The 25,571-nt window shown below is 47.0% G+C and carries 27 protein-coding genes and 1 pseudogene; 16 read left to right on the plus strand and 12 right to left on the minus strand.

Annotated elements, in window-relative coordinates; translation table 11 throughout:
• Window positions 1-41: 41 nt before the first annotated feature.
• Window positions 42-1,070, plus strand: a complete 1,029-nt coding sequence (locus KJS65_RS25235) for a YhcN/YlaJ family sporulation lipoprotein (protein ID WP_213652573.1) — start codon at window positions 42-44, stop codon at window positions 1,068-1,070.
• A gap of 149 nt (window positions 1,071-1,219) precedes the next feature.
• On the opposite strand, the gene nagA is transcribed toward KJS65_RS25235, so the two are convergent.
• The 7 genes from nagA to KJS65_RS25270 all read right to left on the minus strand — a co-directional run bounded on the left by nagA (window position 1,220) and on the right by KJS65_RS25270 (window position 9,538).
• Window positions 1,220-2,395, minus strand: coding sequence for an N-acetylglucosamine-6-phosphate deacetylase (gene nagA, locus KJS65_RS25240; protein WP_213652574.1), 1,176 nt, complete (start codon window positions 2,393-2,395; stop codon window positions 1,220-1,222).
• Complete coding sequence (gene nagB, locus KJS65_RS25245; RefSeq protein ID WP_213652575.1) at window positions 2,392-3,120, minus strand: glucosamine-6-phosphate deaminase; 729 nt, start codon at window positions 3,118-3,120, stop codon at window positions 2,392-2,394. The genes nagA and nagB overlap by 4 nt, the downstream gene beginning before the upstream one ends.
• Window positions 3,121-3,125: 5 nt before the next feature.
• Window positions 3,126-4,001, minus strand: a complete 876-nt coding sequence (locus KJS65_RS25250) for a MurR/RpiR family transcriptional regulator (RefSeq protein ID WP_213652576.1) — start codon at window positions 3,999-4,001, stop codon at window positions 3,126-3,128.
• Window positions 4,002-4,222: 221 nt separating this feature from the next.
• Window positions 4,223-6,064, minus strand: coding sequence for an FTR1 family iron permease (locus tag KJS65_RS25255; protein WP_244864800.1), 1,842 nt, complete (start codon window positions 6,062-6,064; stop codon window positions 4,223-4,225).
• A 53-nt stretch (window positions 6,065-6,117) separates the two neighbouring features.
• Window positions 6,118-7,407 (minus strand): iron uptake transporter deferrochelatase/peroxidase subunit, encoded by a 1,290-nt coding sequence (gene efeB, locus KJS65_RS25260; RefSeq protein WP_213652577.1) that lies wholly within the window; start codon window positions 7,405-7,407, stop codon window positions 6,118-6,120.
• Window positions 7,408-7,411: 4 nt separating this feature from the next.
• A complete protein-coding gene (efeO, locus tag KJS65_RS25265; RefSeq protein ID WP_244864802.1) occupies window positions 7,412-8,278 on the minus strand; it encodes an iron uptake system protein EfeO in 867 nt (288 codons plus the stop codon).
• Window positions 8,279-8,518: 240 nt separating this feature from the next.
• The gene (locus KJS65_RS25270) at window positions 8,519-9,538 is read right to left on the minus strand and encodes a LacI family DNA-binding transcriptional regulator (RefSeq protein WP_213652579.1); all 1,020 of its coding nucleotides are present in this window, start codon (window positions 9,536-9,538) and stop codon (window positions 8,519-8,521) included.
• Between the two features lie 392 nt (window positions 9,539-9,930).
• Between KJS65_RS25270 and KJS65_RS25275 the strand changes: the two genes are divergently transcribed.
• From KJS65_RS25275 to KJS65_RS25295, 5 genes are all read left to right on the plus strand, one after another.
• The gene (locus tag KJS65_RS25275) at window positions 9,931-11,067 is read left to right on the plus strand and encodes an ABC transporter substrate-binding protein (protein ID WP_244864804.1); all 1,137 of its coding nucleotides are present in this window, start codon (window positions 9,931-9,933) and stop codon (window positions 11,065-11,067) included.
• A gap of 16 nt (window positions 11,068-11,083) precedes the next feature.
• Complete coding sequence (locus tag KJS65_RS25280; protein WP_213652581.1) at window positions 11,084-12,019, plus strand: carbohydrate ABC transporter permease; 936 nt, start codon at window positions 11,084-11,086, stop codon at window positions 12,017-12,019.
• 18 nt (window positions 12,020-12,037) lie between these two features.
• Window positions 12,038-12,862: a carbohydrate ABC transporter permease gene (locus KJS65_RS25285; RefSeq protein ID WP_213652582.1), complete on the plus strand. Its 825-nt coding sequence runs from the start codon at window positions 12,038-12,040 to the stop codon at window positions 12,860-12,862.
• A 19-nt stretch (window positions 12,863-12,881) separates the two neighbouring features.
• Window positions 12,882-14,183, plus strand: coding sequence for an alpha-galactosidase (gene melA, locus KJS65_RS25290; RefSeq protein ID WP_213652583.1), 1,302 nt, complete (start codon window positions 12,882-12,884; stop codon window positions 14,181-14,183).
• Window positions 14,184-14,285: 102 nt separating this feature from the next.
• Entirely contained in the window at window positions 14,286-15,812 is a 1,527-nt protein-coding gene (locus KJS65_RS25295; RefSeq protein ID WP_213652718.1) for a right-handed parallel beta-helix repeat-containing protein, read from the plus strand.
• A 209-nt stretch (window positions 15,813-16,021) separates the two neighbouring features.
• On the opposite strand, the gene KJS65_RS25300 is transcribed toward KJS65_RS25295, so the two are convergent.
• Window positions 16,022-16,315, minus strand: coding sequence for a transposase (locus KJS65_RS25300; protein ID WP_213652584.1), 294 nt, complete (start codon window positions 16,313-16,315; stop codon window positions 16,022-16,024).
• 233 nt (window positions 16,316-16,548) lie between these two features.
• On the opposite strand from KJS65_RS25300, the gene KJS65_RS25305 reads away from it, so the two are divergent.
• Window positions 16,549-16,773: a helix-turn-helix domain-containing protein gene (locus tag KJS65_RS25305; protein WP_036649309.1), complete on the plus strand. Its 225-nt coding sequence runs from the start codon at window positions 16,549-16,551 to the stop codon at window positions 16,771-16,773.
• 351 nt (window positions 16,774-17,124) lie between these two features.
• On the opposite strand, the gene KJS65_RS25310 is transcribed toward KJS65_RS25305, so the two are convergent.
• Window positions 17,125-17,475 (minus strand): DUF3888 domain-containing protein, encoded by a 351-nt coding sequence (locus KJS65_RS25310; RefSeq protein WP_213652585.1) that lies wholly within the window; start codon window positions 17,473-17,475, stop codon window positions 17,125-17,127.
• 240 nt (window positions 17,476-17,715) lie between these two features.
• Between KJS65_RS25310 and KJS65_RS25315 the strand changes: the two genes are divergently transcribed.
• The gene (locus KJS65_RS25315; RefSeq protein ID WP_213652586.1) at window positions 17,716-18,186 is read left to right on the plus strand and encodes a hypothetical protein; all 471 of its coding nucleotides are present in this window, start codon (window positions 17,716-17,718) and stop codon (window positions 18,184-18,186) included.
• Window positions 18,187-18,452: 266 nt separating this feature from the next.
• Window positions 18,453-18,677 (plus strand): annotated as a pseudogene (locus tag KJS65_RS25320) (helix-turn-helix domain-containing protein).
• A gap of 154 nt (window positions 18,678-18,831) precedes the next feature.
• On the opposite strand, the gene KJS65_RS25325 reads toward KJS65_RS25320, so the two are convergent.
• Complete coding sequence (locus KJS65_RS25325; RefSeq protein WP_136608353.1) at window positions 18,832-19,062, minus strand: DUF2188 domain-containing protein; 231 nt, start codon at window positions 19,060-19,062, stop codon at window positions 18,832-18,834.
• Window positions 19,063-19,306: 244 nt separating this feature from the next.
• Here KJS65_RS25325 and KJS65_RS25330 point away from each other — a divergent pair, with 244 nt between their 5' ends.
• Entirely contained in the window at window positions 19,307-19,732 is a 426-nt protein-coding gene (locus tag KJS65_RS25330) for a hypothetical protein (protein WP_213652587.1), read from the plus strand.
• 690 nt (window positions 19,733-20,422) lie between these two features.
• Window positions 20,423-21,157, plus strand: a complete 735-nt coding sequence (locus KJS65_RS25335; RefSeq protein WP_213652588.1) for a class I SAM-dependent methyltransferase — start codon at window positions 20,423-20,425, stop codon at window positions 21,155-21,157.
• Window positions 21,158-21,432: 275 nt separating this feature from the next.
• Here the strand turns inward: KJS65_RS25335 and KJS65_RS25340 are convergent, their stop codons facing one another.
• Window positions 21,433-21,654: a DUF6199 family natural product biosynthesis protein gene (locus tag KJS65_RS25340; protein WP_213652589.1), complete on the minus strand. Its 222-nt coding sequence runs from the start codon at window positions 21,652-21,654 to the stop codon at window positions 21,433-21,435.
• A gap of 244 nt (window positions 21,655-21,898) precedes the next feature.
• Between KJS65_RS25340 and sigY the strand changes: the two genes are divergently transcribed.
• The 5 genes from sigY to KJS65_RS25365 all read left to right on the plus strand — a co-directional run bounded on the left by sigY (window position 21,899) and on the right by KJS65_RS25365 (window position 24,970).
• On the plus strand, window positions 21,899-22,429 hold the full coding sequence (sigY, locus tag KJS65_RS25345) for an RNA polymerase sigma factor SigY (protein WP_213652590.1): 531 nt from the start codon (window positions 21,899-21,901) through the stop codon (window positions 22,427-22,429).
• Window positions 22,416-22,829, plus strand: coding sequence for a YxlC family protein (locus tag KJS65_RS25350; RefSeq protein WP_213652591.1), 414 nt, complete (start codon window positions 22,416-22,418; stop codon window positions 22,827-22,829). Before sigY ends, KJS65_RS25350 begins: the two co-directional genes overlap by 14 nt.
• Window positions 22,830-23,079: 250 nt before the next feature.
• Entirely contained in the window at window positions 23,080-23,277 is a 198-nt protein-coding gene (locus KJS65_RS25355; RefSeq protein WP_213652592.1) for a PLD nuclease N-terminal domain-containing protein, read from the plus strand.
• Window positions 23,274-24,194 carry an ABC transporter ATP-binding protein gene (locus KJS65_RS25360; RefSeq protein ID WP_213652593.1) on the plus strand — a complete coding sequence of 307 codons (921 nt, stop codon included), beginning with the start codon at window positions 23,274-23,276 and terminating at the stop codon, window positions 24,192-24,194. The genes KJS65_RS25355 and KJS65_RS25360 overlap by 4 nt, the downstream gene beginning before the upstream one ends.
• On the plus strand, window positions 24,191-24,970 hold the full coding sequence (locus tag KJS65_RS25365) for an ABC transporter permease subunit (protein WP_213652594.1): 780 nt from the start codon (window positions 24,191-24,193) through the stop codon (window positions 24,968-24,970). Before KJS65_RS25360 ends, KJS65_RS25365 begins: the two co-directional genes overlap by 4 nt.
• A gap of 87 nt (window positions 24,971-25,057) precedes the next feature.
• Here the strand turns inward: KJS65_RS25365 and KJS65_RS25370 are convergent, their stop codons facing one another.
• Window positions 25,058-25,519, minus strand: a complete 462-nt coding sequence (locus tag KJS65_RS25370; RefSeq protein ID WP_213652595.1) for a DinB family protein — start codon at window positions 25,517-25,519, stop codon at window positions 25,058-25,060.
• Between the last annotated feature and the right edge of the window lie 52 nt (window positions 25,520-25,571).

The raw sequence follows: 25,571 nt of genomic DNA on the forward strand, positions 1-25,571 counted from the left end.
AAAGATGTTACTACATCAAACTCATAACGGAGGATGAACTCATGATGCGATCCAAAGCGATTAGTCTTTCGATATCTGCTGCACTGCTTGTAAGCGTGGCTGGTGTGGCTGGTTGTACAACGAAAGAGCCTGCCAACACCAATGTCCGCACAAAAAATGTCCATGATGCCCGCGGGCTGAACGGAATGAACGGACGCCTGAATGTGAATTCCTTAAGAGACGGAAATCGCTTATCGACGTATAGTACGGATGGGGCAAGACATAACACCAGCAACCTGACGTCTTCCCAAGAGCTTGCAGACAAGGTTGCAGCATTAAAAGAAGTTCGTACCGCAAATGTGCTGCATACAGGCAATAGTGCATATGTGGCCGTAACTCTGGAAGACGGTACCAAAGGCCATATGGGAACCAAAGGTATCACAGGGAACTATGGTATGAAAAGTACCAATAGCAATTTCCGCAGCAGCAGCTTCGGAACGATGAACAACAGCAGCTTTAATAATAACAGCGTTGGCAGCGGCTCCACGAGCGCTAATAACCGCGGTTTGTACGGCACGATGGGGACCGGCAGTTATGGCATTATGCGTGGTGTGACTGGAAATGGAACAGGAACAGGAACAGATATGGGAACCGGAACAAGCCGGTTGCATAATTATACTACTAGCTCTGGCGAACCCATTACGAAGAGCAATGGATTCAATGCTACGACATCGGGAACCTCTGGCACGAATGAAACCTTATCCGAGAATAAGGACAACGTGAGTGCGGAAATCAAAACCAAAATTACCGATGTCATCAAAAAAGCAGATCCAAATATCACCAATGTATATGTTTCTGCTAATCCTGATTTTGTCCAACGGGTCAGCAATTATGCAACCGAGGTGAAAAACGGCCATCCGATTCATGGTATGGTATCCGAGCTTTCAACTATGTTTGAACGTATTTTCCCGATGCACACTGGAACTGATAACAATATAAATACCAATAATACGAACCGTGTGACACCAATGGGTAACACACCTTCCGCACCACTCGGCAAAACGCCTGCTGGCCATCATATGATGCAGTAACCAATGAAAAAGCAGCCTTCGCGCCTAAACGCGACTGCTTTTTTATTTTGGCTCAGAATTAGACAAGTCAACCTACCATGATCAAAAAAAGCCCTCCAGATATGAAGAATCCAGAGGACTTTAATAAATCATTGTTGTGTAGTAAAGAATTAAAATACCTGGCGTCCACGTACCCATACGCCTTGAATGTTCAAGCTGTCATCCAGCAATAGAACATCGGCCTGCTTACCTGCTTCCAGCGTACCTGTGCGGTCTTGAATACGAAGACGTTTGGCTGGATTATAGCTGGCAACGCGGGAAGCATGTTCTACGGTCAAGCCTACGGTTTCAACCAGATAGCGGAAGCCCTTAATCATGGTCAGCGTGCTTCCGGCCAGACTGCTCGATTCGCCTTTCAGCATGGCGATACCGTCTTTGACTTCCACTGGCAGGTCGCCAATGGTATAGTCGCCGTCCGGCATACCCGCAGCGGACATCGCATCCGTTATCAGAATGAGGTTATCATTGGTTTTCAATTTAGCGAGAATAGAAATGCAGGCCGGATGTACGTGAATGCCGTCAGCAATAATTTCGGCATGGATCCGGTCATCGCTAAGAACGGCGCCGGCTGTTCCCGGTTTGCGGTGATGGAGCGGTGTCATGGCATTAAACGTATGCACGCCTTGACGGAGACCGGCTTCCACCGCGGCTTCCACTTCCTCATAAGTAGCATCCGTATGACCCAGGGCGGCATTGATGCCATGCGCATCCATCCAGGCAATAGCGTTCAACGCACCTTCACGCTCTGGAGCCAGGGTAACTTGTTTAATCAATCCAGGATACTGAGTTTCCCAGGCTTCCAGCCATTCCACGTTCGGATTGACGATATGCTCCGGATTTTGGGCCCCAGGCCATTTCGGACTGATAAAAGGTCCTTCCAAATGCACGCCTTCGATGATGGTGTAAGGCATATCCTGTTGTTGGTATTCACTGACTTCCTTCAGCACCTTATCAATCGAAGCTTTAGGAGCGGTCATCGAGGTGGCAAGCATGGCTGTTGTCCCTTGGGAACAGTGGAATGAGGTAATTTTATCAAGCTCTTCCTTGCCAGAATACATGAAGTCCTCGCCACTCCCGCCATGCACATGAACGTCGATGAAGCCTGGAACGATGTATCCGTCTGTTTTTTTGCATCCCGGGATTAACTCCTGCCAACGTTCCGGCAGATTTTGAACCTCGCCCGCATAGACAATGCTGCCGTCTTGAACGGCGACAACGCCTTCTTCAATCACTCCGCCCGGAATAACGACTTTTCCGTACAGCAGTTGGCCTGATACGTCACTCATGATAGCAACCTCCCAGCTCCTTGATCCAGTAACACGACAACGTTAGGGTGACATTGCAAAAGTGATGCCGGGCATTGGGACGTAATCGGCCCCTTTAAGGCCCGTTTGACGATTTCAGCCTTATCTTCTCCGCGAACGAGCAGCAGGATCTGCTTGGCTTTCAAAATGCTTCCTACGCCCATCGTAACGGCCTGAGTTGGTACGTCAGCGAGTGAAGGGAAGAAGCGTGCATTCGCAGTCCGTGTTTTTTCCTGAAGCTCAACGACATGCGTCCCGCCAACAAGGCTTTCATCCGGTTCATTAAATCCGATGTGTCCATTATGTCCCAGTCCAAGAATCTGAAGATCCACCGGGCCATACTCTTCCAGCATCGTATCATAATTTCTGCATTCGGCTTCGAGATCTGCGGCATTACCGTTAGGTACATGCGTATTTTCCATTTTGATATCGATATGGTTAAAGAGCTTGTCGTTCATAAAATAACGGTAGCTCTCGGAATGACCCTCTGGCAGACCTACATATTCATCCAGATTGTAACTGGAAGCTTTGGCAAAGCTGACAAGTCCCTGCTGATTCATTTCAATCAGGCGCCGGTAGATGCCGATCGGCGAACTGCCTGTCGCAAGGCCCAGCACCGACCGCGGTTTCGTGTGAAGCAGACTTGCAATGAGGCTCGCACCGGTGGAAATAAAATCGGCCTCCTGCTTAAATGTGTAGATGTTCATACTTGTTAATGACCTCCTTTTGGTTTTCGGTAGTTCCGGACATTCTGATAAGATTGCTCCAGCTTGGGAACATACTGTCCGAACTGCTCGCTGCTCATGCCCATGAAAAGAATATCAATAATATGAAGCTGGGCTACCCTTGAAGCCATATCGCCTCTGCGCATGCCTTCCTCGAGAGAAGAAACAAACAGGGGAATGTCGGCCAAGGATGCCAGCGTGTTGCTGCTGTAAGAAGTAAGGGTAATGGTCCGTGCTCCGCTGTCTTTGGCACAGGCAAGAGCATTGAGCGTTTCCTCGGTTTCCCCGGAATATGAAATGGCGACAGCCACATCCCGGTCCGTGAGTGTCGAAGCAGATGTGATCTGCATATGGGGATCTGCGAAGGCGGTGCAGTTTTTACCGATGCGGATCAGCTTCTGGTAGAAGTCGAGTGCAACAACCGATGAGGTTGCAACACCATACAAATCGATCCGCTGTGCCTTACACAGCAGCGTTATGGCCTCTGAGAGCCGGCCCATATCCAGCAGTGAAGTGGTATCCCGGATGGAGGTGAGATGGTTGGCTTCCATAGCCTCCACAATTTTGGATAACGGGTTGTTGGCCACGATGTCCTGGTAGGAAGAAGCGTGACTTCGTTCCTGCATTTCCGTATGGGCAATTTCAGCGGACAGCTTGACCTTCAAATCGGGATAACCCTTTAAATGGAATACTTTGCAAAAGCGGGTCACCGTGGCAGGACTGGTTCCGCACTGCTCGGCCAGATCCTTGATTCCCATATGCACGACTTCCGCCGGGGATGAGAGAATAAAATCGGCAATCCGGCGTTCCTGCTGGGACAGTTTTTCTTTTTCCTGTGCCAGGGCATACAAGATAGGTGCCACGAAAGGACCTCCTTACTCATAAAATGAATGAAAATTATTTTAGCTATTGTTTTTCATAATAAGAAAATTATTTTTATGTCTAACCCCATCATAGGTCAAAAGTCTCCTGGTGACAAGGGGCAATCCGGATTTATTTGGACAGTCATTCCCCAGGAAATGACAAAGCCCGCGTTCACCGGAACACGGGCTTTGACTCGGGTACATTTATGTCGGATTAGCGATTATGCACTAATACGCGTTTTTTTTGTTCTTCCAACTTCCTGCCGCAAGATTTGCCATACAATATAGGCCAGAATAATCATTTGCGGTATAAAGGTTTCCCAGGTAGGATACATGCCGAGCCATGAGATGGACGGCAGGGAAGACTGAGAATGTGCCGACAAACGGCCCGCAACCTGCAGGGAATGAACGCTGTCACCAAGGAAGCGGAATACCAGATAGTAAATCAGCAGCGTGGCTCCCAGGAAAAAGGCCCGAAGCGGCAGCGATGCGCTGAGGACAATAATCGCGTATCCCAAAATGGCAAGAATGACAAGCGCGATCACGACGCCTAAAATCAGCTGAAGCATCGGGATGGAGGAAGCCATACCGACATAAAATATGGTTGTTTCCGCCCCTTCCCGCAAAATGGCCAGCAGAGCCACAGAGTACAGCGACCAGAGACTGCCTTTGGCAAGGGCATTGCTGACTTGATTGCCTACATATTGATTCCAGGCTTTTGTATTGGATTTATTATGCAGCCATTGACCGACCGTAATCATCATAACAACGGCAACCAGACCGGTGATGCCTTCAATCATTTCACGGGCACTGCCAGAAGCAGCTTGTGAAATGGTGTAGGTGAGTACAACCGCCAGAATAATCGACAGGACAAACCCGGTGCCAGCACCAGACCATATGTATTTACGTCCCGCACTATTGCCGCTGCGTTTCAGATAGGACAGCAGTGCTGCGATGACGAGAATGGCCTCCAGACCTTCACGGAGCAGCACGAGTGCAGCATCCCAAACGGTATAGCTATGACTTCCCGCGATGGGTGTCAAAGAATTTTTCATTTCTTCGATTAAGGTTAATGCTTCCTTATCACGTGGAGGGGATGATAGAAGGTACCCTGAAACTTCAGACATTTGATTCTCGACTTCGGTGTACAAGGCCGGCGATGAAATACGGACTTCGCCTTCGACGGAAGGCCATGCCGCGATAAATTTGTTCATGTTATCCGCAGCCTTATCACTTTGACCTTCCACTGTCTGCTGACGGACCGTTTCCAGAATGCCCAGAAGATCGGACAATGTATATTTGCTTCCGCTTTCAGCTAAGCCGGTATTCTGTATCTTTCCTTCCGTATAATCGGTCAGGAGCGTGAGCAGCTTCTTCATTTCCTGTGCTGCCTGCTCTTCACGAACCGGGTCAGCCTGCAGGGCAATTCGTACTAAACTGATCTGCGTTTCCAGTTGACCGTATACGGCAAAGTTTTCGCTGCGGATGGGTGTTTCGCTTTTTGGCCATGCGTCGACAATATTTTGGTAGCTGGACTTGGCCTTGACCCAGTCCTTGCTCTCAATGGCAGAAAGGCTCTCTTTGGCAAAAGGGATGAGCTTACTGGCGGCTTCCGTGCCGCCTGATGCCTTGTTGCTGCCCCCTTGCTGTTCCGCAGATGCCTCGACATATGTATTGACCGCTTTGGCCAGTACGGAAAGAGCCTGTTTGGATCCGGCATCTTCTGCCTGAAGTTTTGACTCAGCGTCCGCCAGGGCAGCATCGACCTGGGCTTCAGCATCGGCGAGATCCTTCCTTCCCGTTTGTTTAACGAGAAGCCACTGTTCCTTAAACTGCTGAAGATCCCCGGCAGCTTCTTTCCATTGCTGCTGCCCTGCTTCCACAAGGGCGCTGCCTACAGCTGGCAGGAGATGGTCAACGGATGAGGCGGGTGCAGTCTCTGCAAAAGCCGGTGCCGCAGTCAAATGGAGAACGAGGAGCATGGCTAAGAACAGAAAGGCCAACGCGGCAGGTCTTTTTCTATTGTGTTGATTACATGGCATGAAATGATTTCTTGGCCGCATACGCAGTGATCTCCTTTAAAGCAAATTAATGAACAGGTGTAAGTCAACCAGCTCTAGAACAAGGTGTCTCCGATGTATCCGCCCTTGGAGGCCCCTGGAAAGCATGCAAATACGGCACTGCCAACATGCAAAATATATTCATTCAAGCGGTCGCTCTTCGAGAGCTTCTGCTGCATAGCAACGAATTGTTTGATCAAGTCGCGCTGGTAGCTGATAAACAACAGCCCGGCGTCAAGCTGCCCAGTCTTGAGATCGATGCCGCCGGAATAGGAGTATGAGCGGCGTAGCATCTGGAGAGAGCCGTCTCCTCGGGCAAGAGCAACATGGGAATTTGCCGGAATATGAGGATTCCCTTTCTCATCCTTCGCGCTGAGATCCACAGGATCAAATTCATTCTTGGAGCCGAGAGGGGCACCGCTGGTACGATAGCGGCCAAAAGTATCCTCCTGGTCCTTCAGACTAGAGCGGTCCCAAATTTCAATGCGCATCCGGATGCGGCGGACAGCCATATAACTGCCGCCCCCCATCCAGGCAGCTCCGTCACTGCCCTGCGCCCAGACAACCTTATCCATGTCCTGCCCGCTGGTAACAGCAGGATTACCCGTGCCATCCTTAAAGCCGAGCAGATTCCGGGGAGTTCCTCCGGATGGATCGGCTTGGGTTGAACGCTGAAAGCCTTCCTGCACCCAGCGCAGAACTGCCGTTCCGCGCGCCATCCGGGCCAGGTTACGGACCGCATGGAAGGCTACCTGCATATCGTCAGCGCAAACCTGCACGCCGATATCGCCTCCGCACCATTGTGGTTCCAGCTGCTCGCCGTTAAAGGCGGGCAGCTCTTTAAAGGAAGGAGGGCGCTTCGAGGACAAACCAAAACGGTCGTCAAAGAGTGAAGTTCCCGCTCCGAAGGTAATTGTCAGGCGGGATGGATTCAGGCCAACGGATTCACCGGTGTCGACTGGCGGCAGATTGTGATTATTGTTCTCCTCGCCGACCTGTTTGCCTTCGGACATCGCCGCCGCAGCCGCCGTCCATGTCCGGAACAGCTTTTGCAGTGAATTGCTGCCGCTTCCGGTTACATCGAATGCAGCAAAGCAAACGAAATTTTGCGCGGGAGTGATAATGCCCGCCTGGTGCTGGCCATAAAAAGGAATACGGTCTTCCGCTACCGGAGCCTGGGCCGCTTCTGTTTTATGGTTATTCTCCGCCGTGAACAGGCCGCCAATGGCGCCGCCTCCAAGAAGAAGTCCAAGACCTCCGGTGCCCGCCAGACGAAGGACGTCACGGCGGGTCATTGGTTTCTTCATTATTGAATCATCGTTTGAATTCTTATTACGGTCTGACATGTGTTTACACTCCCAAAATCTTGCCCATATTGGACAGCGGTTCAGCTAGCGCATCAAGGTTCTGGCTGAGCTTGCGGATTTGATCTTCTTTCAGCTCGGTGTAATCCACATAGCCATCGCCTTTTTTAAACGCATCGAGCTCCTGCTTCAGAGTGGCGAAGCGGTCACCGATTTCTTTCTCCAGATCAGCATCCTTTTTTGCCACTTCCGGTTTCAAAATTTCGAAAATTTTGTTGGCACCTTCAACGTTGGCAGCAAAGTCATACAAGTCCGTATGGGAGTAAAGCTCTTCCTCGCCGGTCACTTTGGAGGAGGATACTTCATTCAGAAGCTCCACAGCACCGGTAACCATCAGGCTGGCATCGATATCGATCGTTTCGATTTTTGCTCTAAGAAGCTGAGCGTCCTTCAACAGCTGATCGGCAAAACCTTCTTGGCCAGCTGTAGTTTTATCTTCCCAAAGGGCTTTTTCTATACGGTGGAAGCCGCGCCATTCAGCTGCGTCAACATCATTCACCCGTGCATCGATGTTCGGGTCCAGATCTCCAAGGGCCTCGGCAACCGGCTCAATCCGTTCGTAGTAAGCACGAGCAGGTGCATAAAGCTTTTTGGCTTCGTCCAGCTTTCCGGCTTTGACCGCATTTGTGAATTTTTCCGTTTCTTTCACAAACAGATCGCACTGCTCAACCGCGAAGTTCCGATATTGCTCAATCGCAGCGGTAAAATCGGCTGCAGCAGGAGCTGCACTCGTCTCCGTTGTGGCTGGTGCGGCAGGCGTAGGATCAGCTTCAACGTTTTCCTTTTGCCCGCATCCGCTGAAGAGCAGGGAGGCGACCAGTATACCCGTGGGAAGAATGACATTGTATTTCAAGTAAAGCAGCTCCTTTTTATATGAAAATATGTATCCTGACATATAAATGATAATGATTCTCAGTATCATGCCTGAGATAATAATATAGAGTTGCTTGGTTGCTGTCAATATTTTTTTATTGAAGTCATTTTATAGGTTGGAGCCCAGCCAACAGATGCAGATGCCACGTTAAAAAAGCCTCTCTATAGGACTGGAAGGTTTTTTCCTTCAGCACCCTAAGAGAGGCTTCTAACATATCAGTTATATTTTCGAATTGCTGGACTGACGGAAGATGGGCTGGAATGGCAGCAAGATCTTAATAGGCAGCGGATAAGGCGCTTGAATACTTTGCAGGATTGTTCGTGCAGCCACACTTCCAATTTCGAGCGTCGGGATATGAATGGTCGAAAGCGGAGGAACGGTATAGCGGGACGGCTCATTGTCATCAAAACCTATAATGGCAAAATCCTGCGGTATCCGGTAGCCTTTCTCCGAAATGGCACGCATCGCCGCCATCGCCATAATGTCACTGGCCGCAAAAACGGCTGTCGGCAGTTGGACGCTATGCCTATCAAGATATTTCAGAACGAGATGATAGGCGTTATCCGGCTCCCATTCCGCATTCAGGACATGCTGCGGATGGACCGTCAGCCCGGCTTGCTCCAGTGCCAGCTTGTAGCCGCGGAATCTTTTCTCCCGGTCCAATTCTCCGGATAAGCCGGTTCCTCCAATAAACATAATCTCGCGGTGACCCTGATCAATCAGATGCTGAACAGCTGCACGGGCAGCTTCGACGCGGTCATAAGAGATCGTTGGGATGCTTGGATCGGACACGTCGATGCCAACGATATGTTGAACATGTTTTTTGATTTGACTGTACAGTTTGTTTTCGATGCCTTCTATGATAATCAGGCCATCTGTTTGATTCTCGCTTGTAATTTGCTGCAAAACCTCAGGTTTTTTCAAATCTTCCTGCGTAAGAATGAAAGCAATTTTGTTTCCTTGTTGGGACAATTCCTTTTCGATACCTTCAAAAATGACCGAGAAATAAGGATGGTAATGCCGCCCTTGCATGGTGGATACAATGCATCCGATCTTTTTGACCTGCGCAGGGGATTCTTGGGCAGGAAGCTTAACCGTATAACCCAAATCTCGTGCTGCGTCCCAAATCTTTTGCCTTGTCTCACTGTTAAAGAAGCGGTTTGATTCGTCGGCCAGAACGCGGGAAACGGTAGAGATAGAAACGCCGACGCGTTCGGCTATATCTTTTAATGTGGGCATGATATGACCTGCCTTCAATTTCATATAAGATGTAGAGCAGATTGACAATCTCACTCTCTATGTTAAGTAAAAAAAAGGCAAAGGTCAACTCATTTGCGGAAAAAGTTGCAGCAATTTTCAGATATAATTTGCGTATTGATTTGCATAATTATGATTGACTATAGTTTGTAGCAGAGGTATTATTTTCATGTAATCAAGATGAATGAAGCCGATTTAATCAAAAGAAAGGGGTAAACTTAATGCGAATTATCAAATTTTGCAGTGTTTTTGCAATTATTTGCACAATTTTTGCGATAACGGGTTGCGCAAATGATTCGAAAGCCGATTCATCACCCTCCAGCAGCCAGGGTAAAGTAAAACTGGTTTTCTGGAGCCATCAGGAAGACGCCTTCATGAATGCTTATAAAAAAGTAATTTCAGACTACGAAGCGCTTCACCCGGATGTGAGCATTGACTACCAGACCTTTCCTTATGACGTGTACAACCAGAAGCTTAAAGCATCCTTTTCCGCAAAGAGCCCGCCTGATATCGCAGAAATGTTCGGCACCTGGGTTCCGGAGTATTCAAAAAACGGCCTGCTTGCGGAAATTCCGGGAAGTGAACAGCTGCAAACGGAATATTACGAAGCGCCTTTGGGCGGGTACACACTGAATGGCAAGCTGTATGGACTACCGCTCGAATTTAATATTGAGAATGGCGGGATGTTGATCCATCCGCAAATGCTTAAAGAGCATGGAATTGCCAATCCTCCTTCTACATGGGATGAGCTTGTGGCCGATGCGAAGCAATTGACGGTTCGTGACGGCAAGGGAATCAAGGTCAAGGGTTTTGACTTCGTTTCCGGCGACAATATTACATTCACGTTTCTGTCTATGATTTTGCAGCAAAACGGGAAATATTGGGGAGAAAATGACCATGTTGATTTCCAGACACCAGAAGCCCAGAAGGCGATGACTGCCTTAACCTCCCTCATTGCTAATGACAAAGTGGCAGATCTTACGACGTTCGGCGGCGAGCTGGACACTTCCGATTATTTCTTTCAAGGCAGATCGGCAATGACCTATCGAGGTCCATGGACCGTAGCTGCTGGGCTGAATACATACAAAGTGAAAGACTTTGAGTATGTACCCGTGCCTTCCTTTACAACGAATCCTCCTTCATTTTCAGCAGAGTCAGGCTGGGGCATTGTTGCTTCAGAAAAAAGCAAGCAGCAGAAAGCAGCCGTCGACTTTATTACTTACATGTCATCCAATGATAATTTGCTTGCATGGAACCAAAGCACGTTCACTGTTCCTGCCAAAAAGGCTGTGGCGGAAAATCCGGAATTCCTCAAATCAAATCCTTATATGAAAACTTCACTTGATATTTTGCAGCTGGGGAAATGGATCGGTCCGATCGCTGACCGGGATTTCTTTTTCAAAACGATTAATGATCACTTCCAATTGATGGCCACCGGTCAGGAAGCCGTTGAAAAGGGACTTCAGAATATAGAGAAGACCATCAACGAAAGTCAGGATCAACATAAATGATCGGAGTGGAACGAGCATGAATCTTGGCACTGCAACAGGCAGAAATAAAGGAATTGAGCCCGGGGCCGAACGGGCAGGCCGAAAAAACGGGAGGAAATTCATTTACCTGTCGCTGGCCCCCGTTCTGCTGCTGTTCGGCGTGTTTGCCTTTCTTCCTATCGGATGGAGTCTGGGATTGTCGGTATTTAAATATAACCCGCTTAGTGGAAGCGCTCTCTTTGTAGGAGCCGACAACTATATCCGTATGCTGGGCGATTCGGTTTTTCTGAAGTCGCTCTGGGTCACGTTTAAATTTGTCATTATTGCCGTTATGGTGAACATCATCATCACGTTGATGATCGCCGTAGCGATCCAGCGGATTCGGACCGGCTGGCTGCGGAGCTTGATGCGCACCTTGTTTTTTCTTCCGACAATCGCACCGCTCGCAGGTACGGCAATCGTCTGGAGCACCATGTTCAATTTCAACCACGGTTTGTTTAATATCCTGCTCGACAAGATGCATATGGCCCCAATACAGTGGTTAAGCGATCCGCATTATGCGCTGTATTCGGTCATCATGATGACGTTGTGGGCTGATATCGGGTACAATATTGTCCTTTTTATCGCAGGTCTGGATTCGATTCCGGATATGTATTATGAGGCCGCTATTTTGGATGGAGCAAGCCGCTGGCATATTTTCAAGGACATTACGCTTCCGCTGCTTCGCAGATCGATGCTGTTCATATCCGTTACCACCGTCGTTTCTTATTTTCAGGCTTTCGCCCAGTTCCAGATCATGACCAAGGGAGAACCGTTTAATGAAACAAGGGTGCTGGCTTTACACATATACGAGCAGGCCTTTTCCAATTCCAACATGGGATATGCGTCGGCCATGGCTACCGTGTTTCTGTTGATCATTTTAGTGGTTACCTTACTGCAGCTCAAATGGGGGCGTACGGAGTGGGAATATTGACGAGGGGGTCCGGAGCGAATGCACCGCAGAAATAAATGGTTGGATGGTTTGATTATGCTGGTGTTGATAGTAGCCGCTTGTGCGATGCTGATGCCTTATGCATGGATGGTTTTGTCTTCTTTAAAAAGCAACATGGAGATCGTATCCGGTTCACACACTTTTTTACCGAGTAAGGCCAGTCTGGAGGGCTATCGCACCGTGCTGGTGGATGCGCCTTTCGGAAGGTGGCTGATGAACAGTGCGGTGACTTCCGTCGTGATTACGGCAGCGACGCTTTTTACAAGTGCTCTAGCCGGTTATATTTTTGCCAAGCATCAATTCAAAGGACAGAAGCTTCTGTTCATTCTAATTCTTGCGACGATGATGATTCCTTTTCAGGTTATTATGATTCCGACCTATCTCATCACTGCAAAATTAGGTTTGGTCAACCAGTTGATGGCTATTATTTTGCCGAATCTGGTAAGCTCCTACGGCGTTTTTCTCGCCAAACAATTTATTGAGGATATCCCGCAGGATCTGCTGGATGCGGCAAGAATGGACGGTGCGGGCGAGCTGCGACTGATGGTTCGGATCATTGCGCCTCTCATTCTGCCCATGCTGTCTGCTCTCGGCATTTTTACCTTTATGAATTCCTGGAACAATTATTTATGGCCGCTTATTATTCTAAATGATGAGAGCAAAATGACGGTTCCTTTGGCACTGGTTTATTTTAACGGAACGCATATGGTCAACTATAACGTCGTGATGTCGGCGGCCGTGCTGATTACGCTTCCAGTTATTGCAGTGTTTCTCATATTCCAAAAGCAATTTATCAAAGGCCTGACGATGACGGGCATGAAGTAAAGAGAAGGGGAGAATACCGATGACTAAAATATCGATTATTGGCGCAGGCAGCGCATTTACACAGGAGATTACTACGGACATTATGCTCATTGAAGGGATTGAAGGCGGTACGATCGCACTGGTGGATATCGATCCGGAACGGCTGGAGATCGCACGCAAGCTAGTCGCGCAAATTATAGAGCTTTCAGGCAAGAAGTGGGACGTGATTGCTTCCACCGACCGTAGGGAAGTGATCGGGGGTTCGCAGTTCGTCATTAACCAGATTGAAGTGGGAGGACTGCAGACGGTCCGTTACGAGTATGAGATTCCGTTGAAATATGGCGTTAACCAGTGCATCGGGGACACGCTTGGCCCGGGCGGGCTATTCAAAACGCTGCGCACGCTTCCTTCCTGGATGGAAATCATCAGGGACATCGAGGATCTCTGCCCGGACACGACGATCCTGAATTATACGAATCCGATGTCAGCGGTGACGCTGCTTACATCCCGAATTACGCAAATCCCGGTCGTTGGCTTATGCCATTCCATTCAGAATACATCCCAACGTTTGGCCAAATATGCGGGGGTACCTTATTCGGAGATGAAATGGAGGGCGGCAGGGATCAACCATATGTCGTGGTTCGTGGAGCTTTCCCATCAGGGTCAGGACCTGTATCCTCTGCTGCGCGAGAAGATCCAGGATCCGGAACTGCTGAAGAAGGACCCCGTCCGATTTGATGCCATGAAATACCTGGGAGCTTTCGTATCGGAATCCAGCGGCCATTTCTCGGAATACATTCCTTACTATCGTAAACGCCAATCACTAATCGATCAGCACTGCAATTCCGGTTATAATGGCGCAACAGGTTATTACGCGGATAATTGGCCGATATGGCGGAAGGAAAACGATGAAAGGATCATTCAGCAGCTCGAGGGCACGATTCCGCTTGAGCTTAAGCCAAGCAATGAGTATGCGGCCATTATCATTGAAGCGATGCTGAAAAACGAACCGAAAGTGATTTATGGCAACGTGCCTAATGAAGGGTTAATTCATAATTTGCCGTCAGACGGCGTTGTCGAAGTAGCCTGCATGGTTGATCGCAATGGTATAAATCCTTGCCAGTTCGGCAGTCTGCCTGAGCATCTAGCCGCTTTGTGCCGTTCTAATATGGCCTTTTTTGATCTCGCCGTGGGAGCGGTTCTAGGTAACGACAAAGAAATGGCCCGGCATGCGCTGATGGTCGATCCGTTATCCGCTGCCGTTTGCTCGCTTGCTGAGATTGGCGATATGTTTGAGGAGCTGTATGAAGCCGAACATGACTTTATCCCGGCGCTGAAATAAACCTAAGAAACGAATTCTTGGCGGGCCATTTAGATGGATGGACATGGTCATATGTGGTAAACAAAAAAATTAGGGAGATGATCATTCGTGAGATTCGGTAAAATGCTGATTGTGGGAGTTAGTTTGGCTGTATTAGGTTTCGGAATCGCAAGCGTCAAGGCGCCTTCGGCTGCAGCTTCGGGAACCGAGTATTATGTATCGGCAAACGGGAGCGATTCGAATGCAGGTACGAGCAGCGCACCATGGAAAACCTTGCAGCACGCAGCTGATACCGCAGGTCCCGGAAGCACGGTTTATGTTCGCGGCGGAGTGTATAACGAAAAACTCAAGATCACCAAATCGGGTTCCGCGGACCAAGGTCCGATTACATTCACCAGCTATGACTCGGAGCAGGCCGTGATCGATGGAACAGGGCTGTCCGTGAGCGGAACCGAAGGCATCATCGACATCACCGACGTTAATTATGTTGCCATCCGAGGGTTTGAGGTTCGCAACTATACGACTACCAAAAGCAATGTCATGCCCGTCGGGATTTACGTACACGGCTCCGGCAGTTATATTACGCTGTCCAACAACAAAATCCATGACATTAAAAATACGTCAACCCCAGCAGGAACCGATCTTCTCGGGCGGGATGCTCATGGCATTGCCGTGTATGGAACCAAAGCTCCGGAGTCCATCCATGACGTGACAATTGACGGCAACGAGCTCTACAATCTGGTGCTGGGTTCCAGCGAATCGCTCGTGTTAAACGGCAATGTTGATACCTTTTCCGTGACGAACAACAAGATTCATGATAATGACAATATAGGGATCGATATTATCGGGTACGAGGGCAAATCGCCGAATGCGGCCTATGATCAGGCAAGAAACGGGTTCGTAAGCGGCAATCAGATCTACAATATTACTTCAAATAACAATCCGTCCTACGGGAAAAAGCTTCCGAACAACAGCAATGCGGCGGATGGTATTTATGTTGATGGGGGCAAAGACAGCATCATCGAGCGGAACTACAGCTACAATAATGACATCGGGGTTGAAATCGCCTCTGAGCATGCAGGGAAATCCACCAGTAATATAACGATCCGCAGCAATGTGATCTATAATAACCGCTTAACCGGTATTGCCATGGGCGGCTATGATACAAAGCGCGGGTCGACAGTGGGTTGCCATATCGTCAACAACACATTATACAAAAATGACACCCTGGGTGACGGCAGCGGTCAGCTGTACGTTCAATATGATACCCAGAACAATGTTATTGAAAATAATATTTTCGTAGCCAGTTCTTCGAATGTGCTGATCTATAACGAATATATAAAGAATTCTGGCAATGTGGTCGATTATAATCTGTATTTTGCCCCGGGTGGAAGCTCGAATGCCACCTGGACCTGGAAAAATAAAGAGTATACAGGATTCGCCGCATACCAAAAAGGAACAGGCAATGACGCCCACTCCCGATTTGCGGATCCTTTGTTCTTGAACGCCGCCTCTAACGATTTCCACCTGAAGCCAGCTTCGCCGGCCATGGATTCGGGATTAACGGATACCAGCATCATTGGATCACTGGATATCGGCGGGCAGGCACGGGTTCAGGGAGCTGGCGTGAATATGGGCGCGTACGAATAGACTCATGCTGAATGTAATTCAATACCTGATTATTCAGCCCCGATATTAACTAAGTGCATATACACCCCTTATAAGCATGGGAGCCCCTCTGGGTAAGCCGATGAATGTAAGGGGTGTATTTTTGTGCAAACCATGGAAGTTGGAAGTTAAATGGAACACATATGAAATGTATGGATAGACAACAAGAGAAGGCATGCACCGGAAGTAAATTATGGATGCCGGTGCACCCAAAATCCGGCCAGCAGGCGGTAAGGAATATACAGTCCAAGGTAGGCGCCTGTCATCAGAAACCAAGGGTTCAGGAGCACATCATGAACGTTTGTGGTAAACACGGTCTCGTGGGTTCTGTTCATGTAAACAACCGTGGTAATAATGGAGCCTGCAGTATAAAAAGAAAGCAGAGCTACCAAATGCAGCACATACCGGACAAGTTTGTTCCAAATAGCTAAGGCTGTCATGATAAACGGAACAACAATGAAACCTGCGATCAGCAAAAATAGCAAAGCCAGCACCTCCTCTAGTCCATTGTCGGCACCGGTTTGCAAATTTAAACTTTTCACTGATGTGAAAACGTATGAACTCCGGAAGTTTGGAGCGCGTTAAAGTCCGCCATGAAGGCGCAAGCCTATTTTTTAACCCTGACGGCACCATTGCCCTGTACCTTACATAATATGAGTTGACTGTATCCCTTTACCTTGTTATACCACATAAACCCGAGCAAGGAGGGGTGACACCATTGAAAGGGAACGATCATAAAAGCAAATTTTTGCTAACTCACCGTGAACGTGAAGTGTTTGAGCTGCTTGTTCAGGATAAAACGACCCGCGATATCGCCGGGCAGTTATTTATCAGTGAGAAAACGGTGCGGAACCATATTTCCAACGTGATGCAGAAACTCAATGTCAAAGGCCGTTCTCAGGCCGTCGTCGAGCTGATCAAGCTCGGGGAATTAAAGATCTGATCGATGCCTTCAAGCGCCCTTGGCCTTCTGTACTGTGTCTTCCTTATTTATAAGGAGGGCATGGCGAGAAGGTTCTTTGCTTTGAGGGGAGTTAAAACAAGGTAAGAGGATGGATAAGCTTAATCCGAAATTAACGGCAATTGATAAGATAAGACCGCTTCACATACTTATCTGATAAATATCAGATGAAGATCTTAGCAACTTTACTCGAAAAACAGAAACGGAAGACTATTTATAAGAGGTGTTCGATGCCTGCGGGCGGTACGGTATCGACTTGGAGCAAGCGATCACGGAAAGATGGCATAATGCGACGCGGCCGCAACGGCATGGAGGGAAGAAGCTGTAACGAAGCTATTTCTGATCCTCATGATGAAACTTTTGAACAAACTGTGAATCATGGGTCACTGTTATGGGCATCGTCTCTTTACCGGATCGAGAGTTATTCAGGCCGACAAATGTTTTGACCTGGAGTGTGACGTTAAATGATAAATGCCCTTTATGTAACCATTCAATCATTAAAATTTTCGGCTCTGTATACAGTATCGGTTTACCGTAATAACCAGCAAGTGCATTCTGGATCGATGGATTAAGTGAAGTTAGAAGAGCTTCAGAGTATTCATTTTCATCGCTTGGTTCGGCGGATGTTACTGGTGTCAGCAAAAGTAATCCGAAAAAAATAATTGCAAAAGCTTTCCTTATCATATTTAGACCTCCAGTTTTTTATATTAATGTTCCCCTAGGAAATATGCTTTCAATCAAGAGAGGATGAACCGGGATGTGAATTATTGAAGGATCAACCTGTCCTGAAGTTACTTGTGATCAGTTGGAAGAATGTGTAAACTATACTCATTATCACCTTGGAAATAGACATGGAGTCATACTTTCTTATAAGGACGTGATATCATTATTAATGAACTTGATAACCAATTTAAACAGTCAGGTTTGCCCACCCGGTATTCATTAGTAGAAGTTGAAAAATCTCTTGAGGAGAAATTTAACGCAAACGTAGTCGATAAAGAAAATTTCATTGACTTAAATAAAGATGCTTGGGCTAATTATGCAAATATCTATAAATGTTATGAAATAAAGGATCCATCAGTACTAAACTCAATTTTTAATGCTGAAGAAATAACGATGATAAACGAACTTATTGAGTTTAATCAAAGCAATACAGGGCACTTACAATCTGATGAGAATAAAATGTGGAAAGACATTCAAGAGGGAAGACTTATTCGTGTTGTTATTGAAACAACTGATCATCTACATATAAGTGCGTTTACGATGCAGGGGGTTTGCGAGAAAGTAATGGATGAGCTGTTAGTTCTGTCTGGAATAGATCCACAGGAGGCTCATCTTGATAACAAGCGTTATCTAAACTACCTGACTCTATTGAAAAAAACAGGTTATATTTAAACGTCTTATAAAATCAAAAAGAACCAGCACATTTAAAGATGCTGGTTCTTTTTGATTTAATTATATTATGAGATTACCACTTGTTAAAATTATTGGTGCTAAAATTGGTGCTAAAATTGGTGCTAAATTCTAGAATATTAATGAAGAAACAAAAAGAATAGACGGAAAAACCGCTCTTTATGTATATAGATCATATAGGTTATTTCAGTAATAAATGATATTACCAGTGACCAAAAATTAATTAGAGTGAAATTATAGTTTTACATTTGAGAGGGAACGATCATACAAGCAAGTTTTTGCTAACTTACCGTGAACGTGAAGTGTTTGAGCTGCTTGTTCAGGATAAAACGACCCGCGATATCGCCGGGCAGTTATTTATCAGTGAGAAAACGATGCGGAACCATATTTCCAACGTGATGTAGAAACTCAATGTCAAAGGCCGTTCTCAGGCCGTCGTCGAGCTGATCAAGCTCGGGGAATTAAAGATTTGATCGATGCCTTCAAGCGCCCTTGGCCTTCTGTACTGTGTCTTCCTTATTTATAAGGAGGGCATGGCGAGAAGGTTCTTTGCTTTGGAAGGGATTTTGAAAGATATGAAAGAATATCCGGCTTCCCGTTTAAATACCGAAAGCCGGATAGATGATATTATCCTCTTGGCGGGAACGGGTCATTCCCATAACTATTGGACTCTGATATTATCCCGTCCTTGTTATGAATAACATGTTCTGTCTTATCTTTCATTGCTTGTTGCCTTCCAAGCTTTTGGGCATCAGCTTTTGTTTCACCATGACTCATAACTTTTCCATCTTGTTGGTTGTCCCAACCACCTTCAGGATTTGGAACAGTATGAACAGATGGCTTCTTGTTATTAGGCATAGTCGCACCTCCTTATATTGTCGACATTTTTTAGTATTGTTGAAGCCCCTATGTATCTATAAACAGAAGGAGTGGAAGTGAATGCGAATAGGAGGATTGAGCGGCTAGCAATTATACCAAATCACAAATTTGCCGTGGTAAGAAAAAAGGCGGTTTGATTTAAGATAAAGGAATTCGAGCATAGCTAATGGAATAATCTTCTTGATAAGAATGGACGAAAGAGAGAGGGAGGCGTTAATCGTTCATGAAGCAGAGGATAACCATTGATGATCTGAATGAACTGTCTACCGAGCAAAAAGAGAGGTTGCGTAAATGGTGGATGGTGAGGGATCCCGGATTATCTGATCTCTACGTGGTTAAGGTAAAGTATGATGATGTCACTCGCTATGAGGGACCTTTCGTAAATTCCGGTCACAGAGACTTTAATGAGGATTATCATAAAGGCGAAGCGCTGCCGCTTCTTTCCATCGGACAAATGATTGAGATGGTTCAGGAAAACCTGGAGAGTGGCTTACTGATTGAATATAATAATGATAAGGTGAGTCATTATTTTCATTGGAAACTCTCAAAGCGTATTTTACCGGACAGCCTACCAAGTAATGACATAACTAATCTTGAGTTATGTGATCTACTCTGGCTTGCGACAAAGACCGTATTAGCCTTCGCATAAATTCCAAATTTCAAGGTCACTCATTCGAGTGGCTTTTGTTTTGAGGAGAGAGTGAAGATCGGGAAGCTGAGCCGATGAGTAATCAAGATGAATTAAAGGCAAACCATACGATCAAATATATCAACCCATAGACACCTATTAATCCAAATACACAAATAGACACGATCAAGAGCACAAGTTTTTTACCACTCATGGATGTACCTCCAAATAGAATATAGCACGTAATTTGGGTGTTTAACCAAAGCACCATCATTAGTTATGAAGGGATATAACCTAAAACCTTGGAACGGCAATGACGCAGTAGATACATAATGCGCTACAAATGCTATTCGTTTTTCTTCTGTATCTGCTTCTCAATATAAATCCAAACATAGTATGTAATCCAAAATGCAAACGTGGCTAAAAATGCAAAATACCTTTTATCGTTTGGAAGAGTGAAAACCAAGATGATCGTTAGAATGAGGAACGGCGGTAAAAGGGTTAAGTATTTCTTTTTTTGCAATAGGACGATCTCCTTATTAATAAATAATTTGTTTTAAATACATTATCACTTTTAACAAATTTTCAGGGTGCTTCCTCTGAGCTTTAGCAACAACAGATATTTGAAATGAGAATTAACTTTAATAATTGTTGTGTTAATATTCATGATAAGGTGCGAGTAGAGCTCGCCTAAAGGAGTTGAAATATACGATGAAACAAAACAAATATGATGATGAAAATTTCTTTTCTGCTTATGAAAAAATGCCAAGGTCAGTCCAAGGACTCGAGGCTGCAGGAGAATGGTACGTACTAAAAACATTAATTCCAAATCTGCAGAATAAGAATGTACTCGATTTGGGCTGCGGTTTCGGTTGGCATTGCCGGTATGCTCGTGAGCAACAGGCTAGTTCGGTGATTGGCGTGGATATTTCCGAAAAAATGCTTCAAAAGGCTCGGGAAATGACAAATGATCCTTTGATTTCGTATATAAAAATGCCAATTGAAGAGATCCACTTTTCTAACGCTCCATTTGATGTGGTCATCAGTTCATTAGCTATTCACTATATCGAGTCATTCGAGTTGATTTGCAAAAAGGTCTATGACTGTCTAGCGACAGGTGGTACATTTGTTTTTTCAGTGGAACATCCGATTTTCACTTCGCGCAGCGAACAAGATTGGTATTACGATGACCAAGGGAATACGCTGCATTGGCCAGTGGACAACTATTCATCAGAAGGTTTGCGTGAAACAACGTTCTTAACGGAAAACGTTCTAAAATATCATCGTACCCTATCAACTTATATTAATGACTTAATCCATGCTGGTTTCAGCATCCAGGCAGTCAAGGAATCTACGCCTTCAGATGAAATGTTAAGGAATATCCCCGGGATGAAGGACGAAACTCGAAGACCTATGTTTTTAATGATCTCAGCGGAAAAGAAATAAATAGAATGAATTAAAGAAAGGACATACTTCAGCGAAGGAGGCGGAATCATTCTGAAGAAGCAAAGCGGTCGCCTTTGTCCCCGGATTTTAACCGTTAAACCAAGCATTATAAAGAAATCCGGGGACAACAGCGATCGTAAGAATGATCCGCATCCGTAGCGATGTAATTGCCTATAATTCTTTAGTTCTGCTTATATAGGTACTTACTTTATGGATACGACAGTAAAGCGGACGCCTGAAAATGAAGGCAATCGCTTGTTTTGCCTATAGAATCCTTAATAAAATAACTTGAATATCCCGACTAATATAAGAAATGCTCCCATGACAACAATCAAAATACCACCGATCTCTGTCAAAACCAGGTATGCCTCGCTTGGTTCAGATTCACCTTCTACCTTCCAACCTTCATTAGCTCTCCAGCCCCAGGCGGGCTTGCGGATCTGAATCACGCCAAGCGCAAGTATGATAATGCCAAACAAAATCAAAACGACTGACATCGAACCATCTCCTTAAAGATAGAACGTTTCTTATAACAAATAGTTACCTCTTGGAGAAACAAAAAGTATCGTCCTTTATGCTGAAAAATGCTACGGAATAAACTTCCTGAAAATATTTTTAATATCCCGTGAACGAATCAAGGAACCTAAACGTATTATGGGTGATTGCATGGGTCGCGTACGGACTAAGCAATCATCGCTGCAGCGATACGAATGAAGAAATGAAAGGAGCGAGTGGCAGCAGTTGGACGAACAAAAGCAAATCAAATGCGCCCAGCGCGGAGATAGTCAGGCGATGGCGCAGCTGTTGCAATCCCACTACTCCTTTTTAATGAAATATTTGATCAAAATGACAATGAACCCGGCATTGGCGGAGGATATAGCGCAGGAAACCATGCTGAGGTGCATCGAGAAAATCAAGTTATATAACGGAAAATCCAAATTCTCCTCCTGGCTCATCACACTGGCGACACGAATCTATATCGACCAGATGCGCCGGAAACAAGTCGAGAAACAATGGAAGGACCAGGAACAGGCTCTCCGCCAGACCGAATGGCAGCTGAAGCACCAGTTGGAAGCCTGGACGGATGCCGTACAAGCTCTGTCCCGACTGAGTTACGAGTGGCGTCTTCCGATTCTGCTCAAGCACTATTACGGCTACACTCAAGATGAAATTGCTGAAATCATGGACATTCCGCCGGGAACGGTGAAATCGAGAATATATCACGGACTGCAGCAGTTACGAAAGGAGCTGACGACTGATGAAAAGGAATAAACGGGAACATGGACTCATGAACCCGAAGAAACCGGACCTGCCGCCGCAGGCAATAAACATGGACGAAAAAGGATCTGCGGAGGATGAGGCTCTGCTCGCACAGTTGCTGCATGGGTTCGACCAGATGGATCTGGCCATCCGGGATCCTGAATCGCCGGCGCTGCATGAATTGGAGCAGCTTGTGAACGGTCACATGCATAAGCTTCGCAAACAGGCCGCTCGGGAGTGGGCGTTGTTCCTGATCATTGCACTCGTGATTATCGGCGGCAATTTACTTTTGGCATCGAGCAGCATCGTGATCTTCGCAGTGATTCAGGGGATTGTGTTCGTGGGGGTCATCGCCTTTGCCTTGCGTACCCTGCAAAAATCACGGAAGAAGGTGAAGTCGGGTCATGCATAGTTCACACTCTGAGTCACTGCCCATTTGGGTCATTGTTCTGGTTATAGCCATTTTACTGACTCAAAGTCTGTGGTTGTTCATACATGCCCGCCGCCATACGAAGGTTTACTGGTTCTGGGGAATCATCGGGCTGATCCAATGCCCTTCACCACTTATCGCTTATTGGTTCGTTTATATATACTGGCCGCGGAGAAAAGAACGACAAAAAAATCGGGAAACATAATTTTTGAAACGTGAAGGGGGAAACCGCGTGAATACGGATATTCTATGGAATCTGATTGCGCCTCTGATTGTCATCCAGCTGATTTTGGCTGTGGTGGGACTTATTTCATTATATAAAGCAGAATCGACCCGGGGGCCTAAATGGTTATGGGTCATCATCATACTGTGCGGAAACCTGCTGGGATCAGTTGCTTACTTTGTTGTGGGAAGGAAGGATGCCTCATGACTCCGCTGCTTCGGGTTGAAGGATTAACCAAGCGCTTCAAGGAGCGTACGGTAGTAAATGGAATCTCATTTTCGGTTGCCGAAGGAAGCTGCGCAGCCCTTCTCGGGCCAAACGGAGCAGGGAAAACGACAACGATCAGCATGCTTGCGGGCCTGCTTCAGCCGACGAAAGGATCCATTCAATTGCTGCACGGTGGAAGAACGGTTCAGGACCATCGGCCATACATCGGATATTTGCCGCAAATGCCGGTATTTTATCCATGGATGAGCGGCAAAGAATTTTTGAGCTATGCCGGAGAACTTGCCGGGCTTACGACCCGCGAGGCGGCGCTTAAGACCGGTGAGTGGCTTGAAGCCGTGGGTCTTGGGGATGAGGGAAAACGTAAAATAGGGGGCTATTCCGGCGGGATGAAACAGAGGCTGGGACTGGCACAGGCCTTGATCCACCGTCCCAAGCTGCTCATTCTGGACGAGCCGGTCTCTGCGCTGGACCCTGCAGGGCGTAAAGACGTACTCAGCCTGCTGCGGCGCATCCGCCGCGAAACGACAGTCCTGTTCTCGACCCATGTCCTGCATGATGCCGAAGAGATTTGTGATGAAATTCTCATGATTAAATCCGGAGAAATCGCATTGCAAGGCAATCTGGATCATATCCGCAAAGAGTACAGCGAGCCTGTGATCCGCTTAGAAGTCGGCGGAGAGAAGGCATCCCGGGACTGGCTGGCTTCGGTTGGCAGCAAGGCCTTTGTACTGCAGGCGGAGATTGCCGGAACCCGGGCGGAGCTGACGGTAGCGGATGTGGAGCAAGCGTCAAAAGAGCTGATGGCGGATGCGGTAGCTCATCACGTATTTTTCCGGAAATTCGAATCGGGCCAAAGCACGCTGGAGGATTTATTTATGAAGGTGGTGCAGGCATGAGACAGTTCGGATTGTTTTTTCGCAAAGAAATGCTGGAGATGGGGCGCAGCTATAAATGGCTCTGGGTGCCGCTGGTCTTTCTGATGCTGGGGGTAATGCAGCCGATCGTGACCCGCTTCATGCCGGAAATCCTGAAGTCGGCGGGAAACATGCCTAAAGGCATGACGATTACGATGGAGCCGCCTTCTGGAGCGGAGGTAATGGCGCAGACGCTTGGCCAATACAATTCGGTCGGACTGCTCATTTTGGTGCTGTCATTGATGACGATGATTTCGGGTGAACGCCAAAGCGGTGTTTCGCAGTTGATATTTTCCAAACCGGTCTCGTTCGTATCTTATACCGCGGCCAAATGGATGAGCATGCTTTCCTTGATCACCGTTTCCTTCGTCCTCGGATACGCTGGGGCCTGGTATTATACCGTGCAGATGATCGGATCGGTTGATGCCGGCGCAGCTTTGACAGCGGGGGGATTTTATCTGCTGTGGATGTGGTTCGGGGGATCATTGACTCTGCTTGCCAGTTCGCTTTTGAACCCTGCGGCGGGTATTGCCTTTGTCAGTTTAGGGGCGGCACTGCTGCTATCGATGGCTTCCGGATGGCTTCCTCGGTACCTGGCCTGGAGTCCCGGTTCGCTGCCGCAAATATCCGTAAATTGGCTCCTGCAAGGACAGGGAATGACGGAAGCAGCTGGCGCGCTCATCATCAGCATTCTTTGCTTACTGGCTTGTTTCGCAGCTGCCACCTATAGGGTCAAGCTAGTTAAATCCAAAATATAGAAAAAAACCTTTGCAGGCATGATAAAATATGTAATAATATGGATATAAAAGAACCCTGACTTTTTACAAAGCCAGGGTTCTTTGTTTCTAGCCGAGTATTTTCAGCATGGCATTGATCATGCCAGAATGAGAGCTTTCGTGGCTAATGTTCATGATTAATATTTCGCCGACGGTCTCTGCCTTGGCAAAATTATCCTTCACAGCCAGGGGCTCATGAAGCTTGCCGCCGAAAGTGTCTTCAATCAGCTTGCACTGCTGGGTCAGCTCCTGAATTAGCGAATCCCAAGCCGGAGGCTCCCCTGTCCAGTCTGCAGGTTTGGTGCCGGATGCGAAAAATGTTTTGTAGTTTTCCGGAATGGCGGATTCTTTCCCCGCAAACTGGAACACGATGATATCCGTTATCGTCAGCAGATGCCCGAGCTGCCAGTGAATGCTGTTGCTGAATCCCTCTGGAATCACATTGCGTTTTTCCTCGGGAAGCTTTTCAACCTTTTGGATGATGCTGCTTCGCGTACGCAGCATGAGTCCGAATACATAAGAGTCTCTCACTTTATTTCCTCCTTACAATATGTAACCTTCATTCAATTTTACAGTATGGTGG

Source organism: Paenibacillus sp. J23TS9 (assembly GCF_018403225.1).
In the GTDB taxonomy this organism is placed as follows: Bacteria; Bacillota; Bacilli; order Paenibacillales; family Paenibacillaceae; genus Paenibacillus_AQ.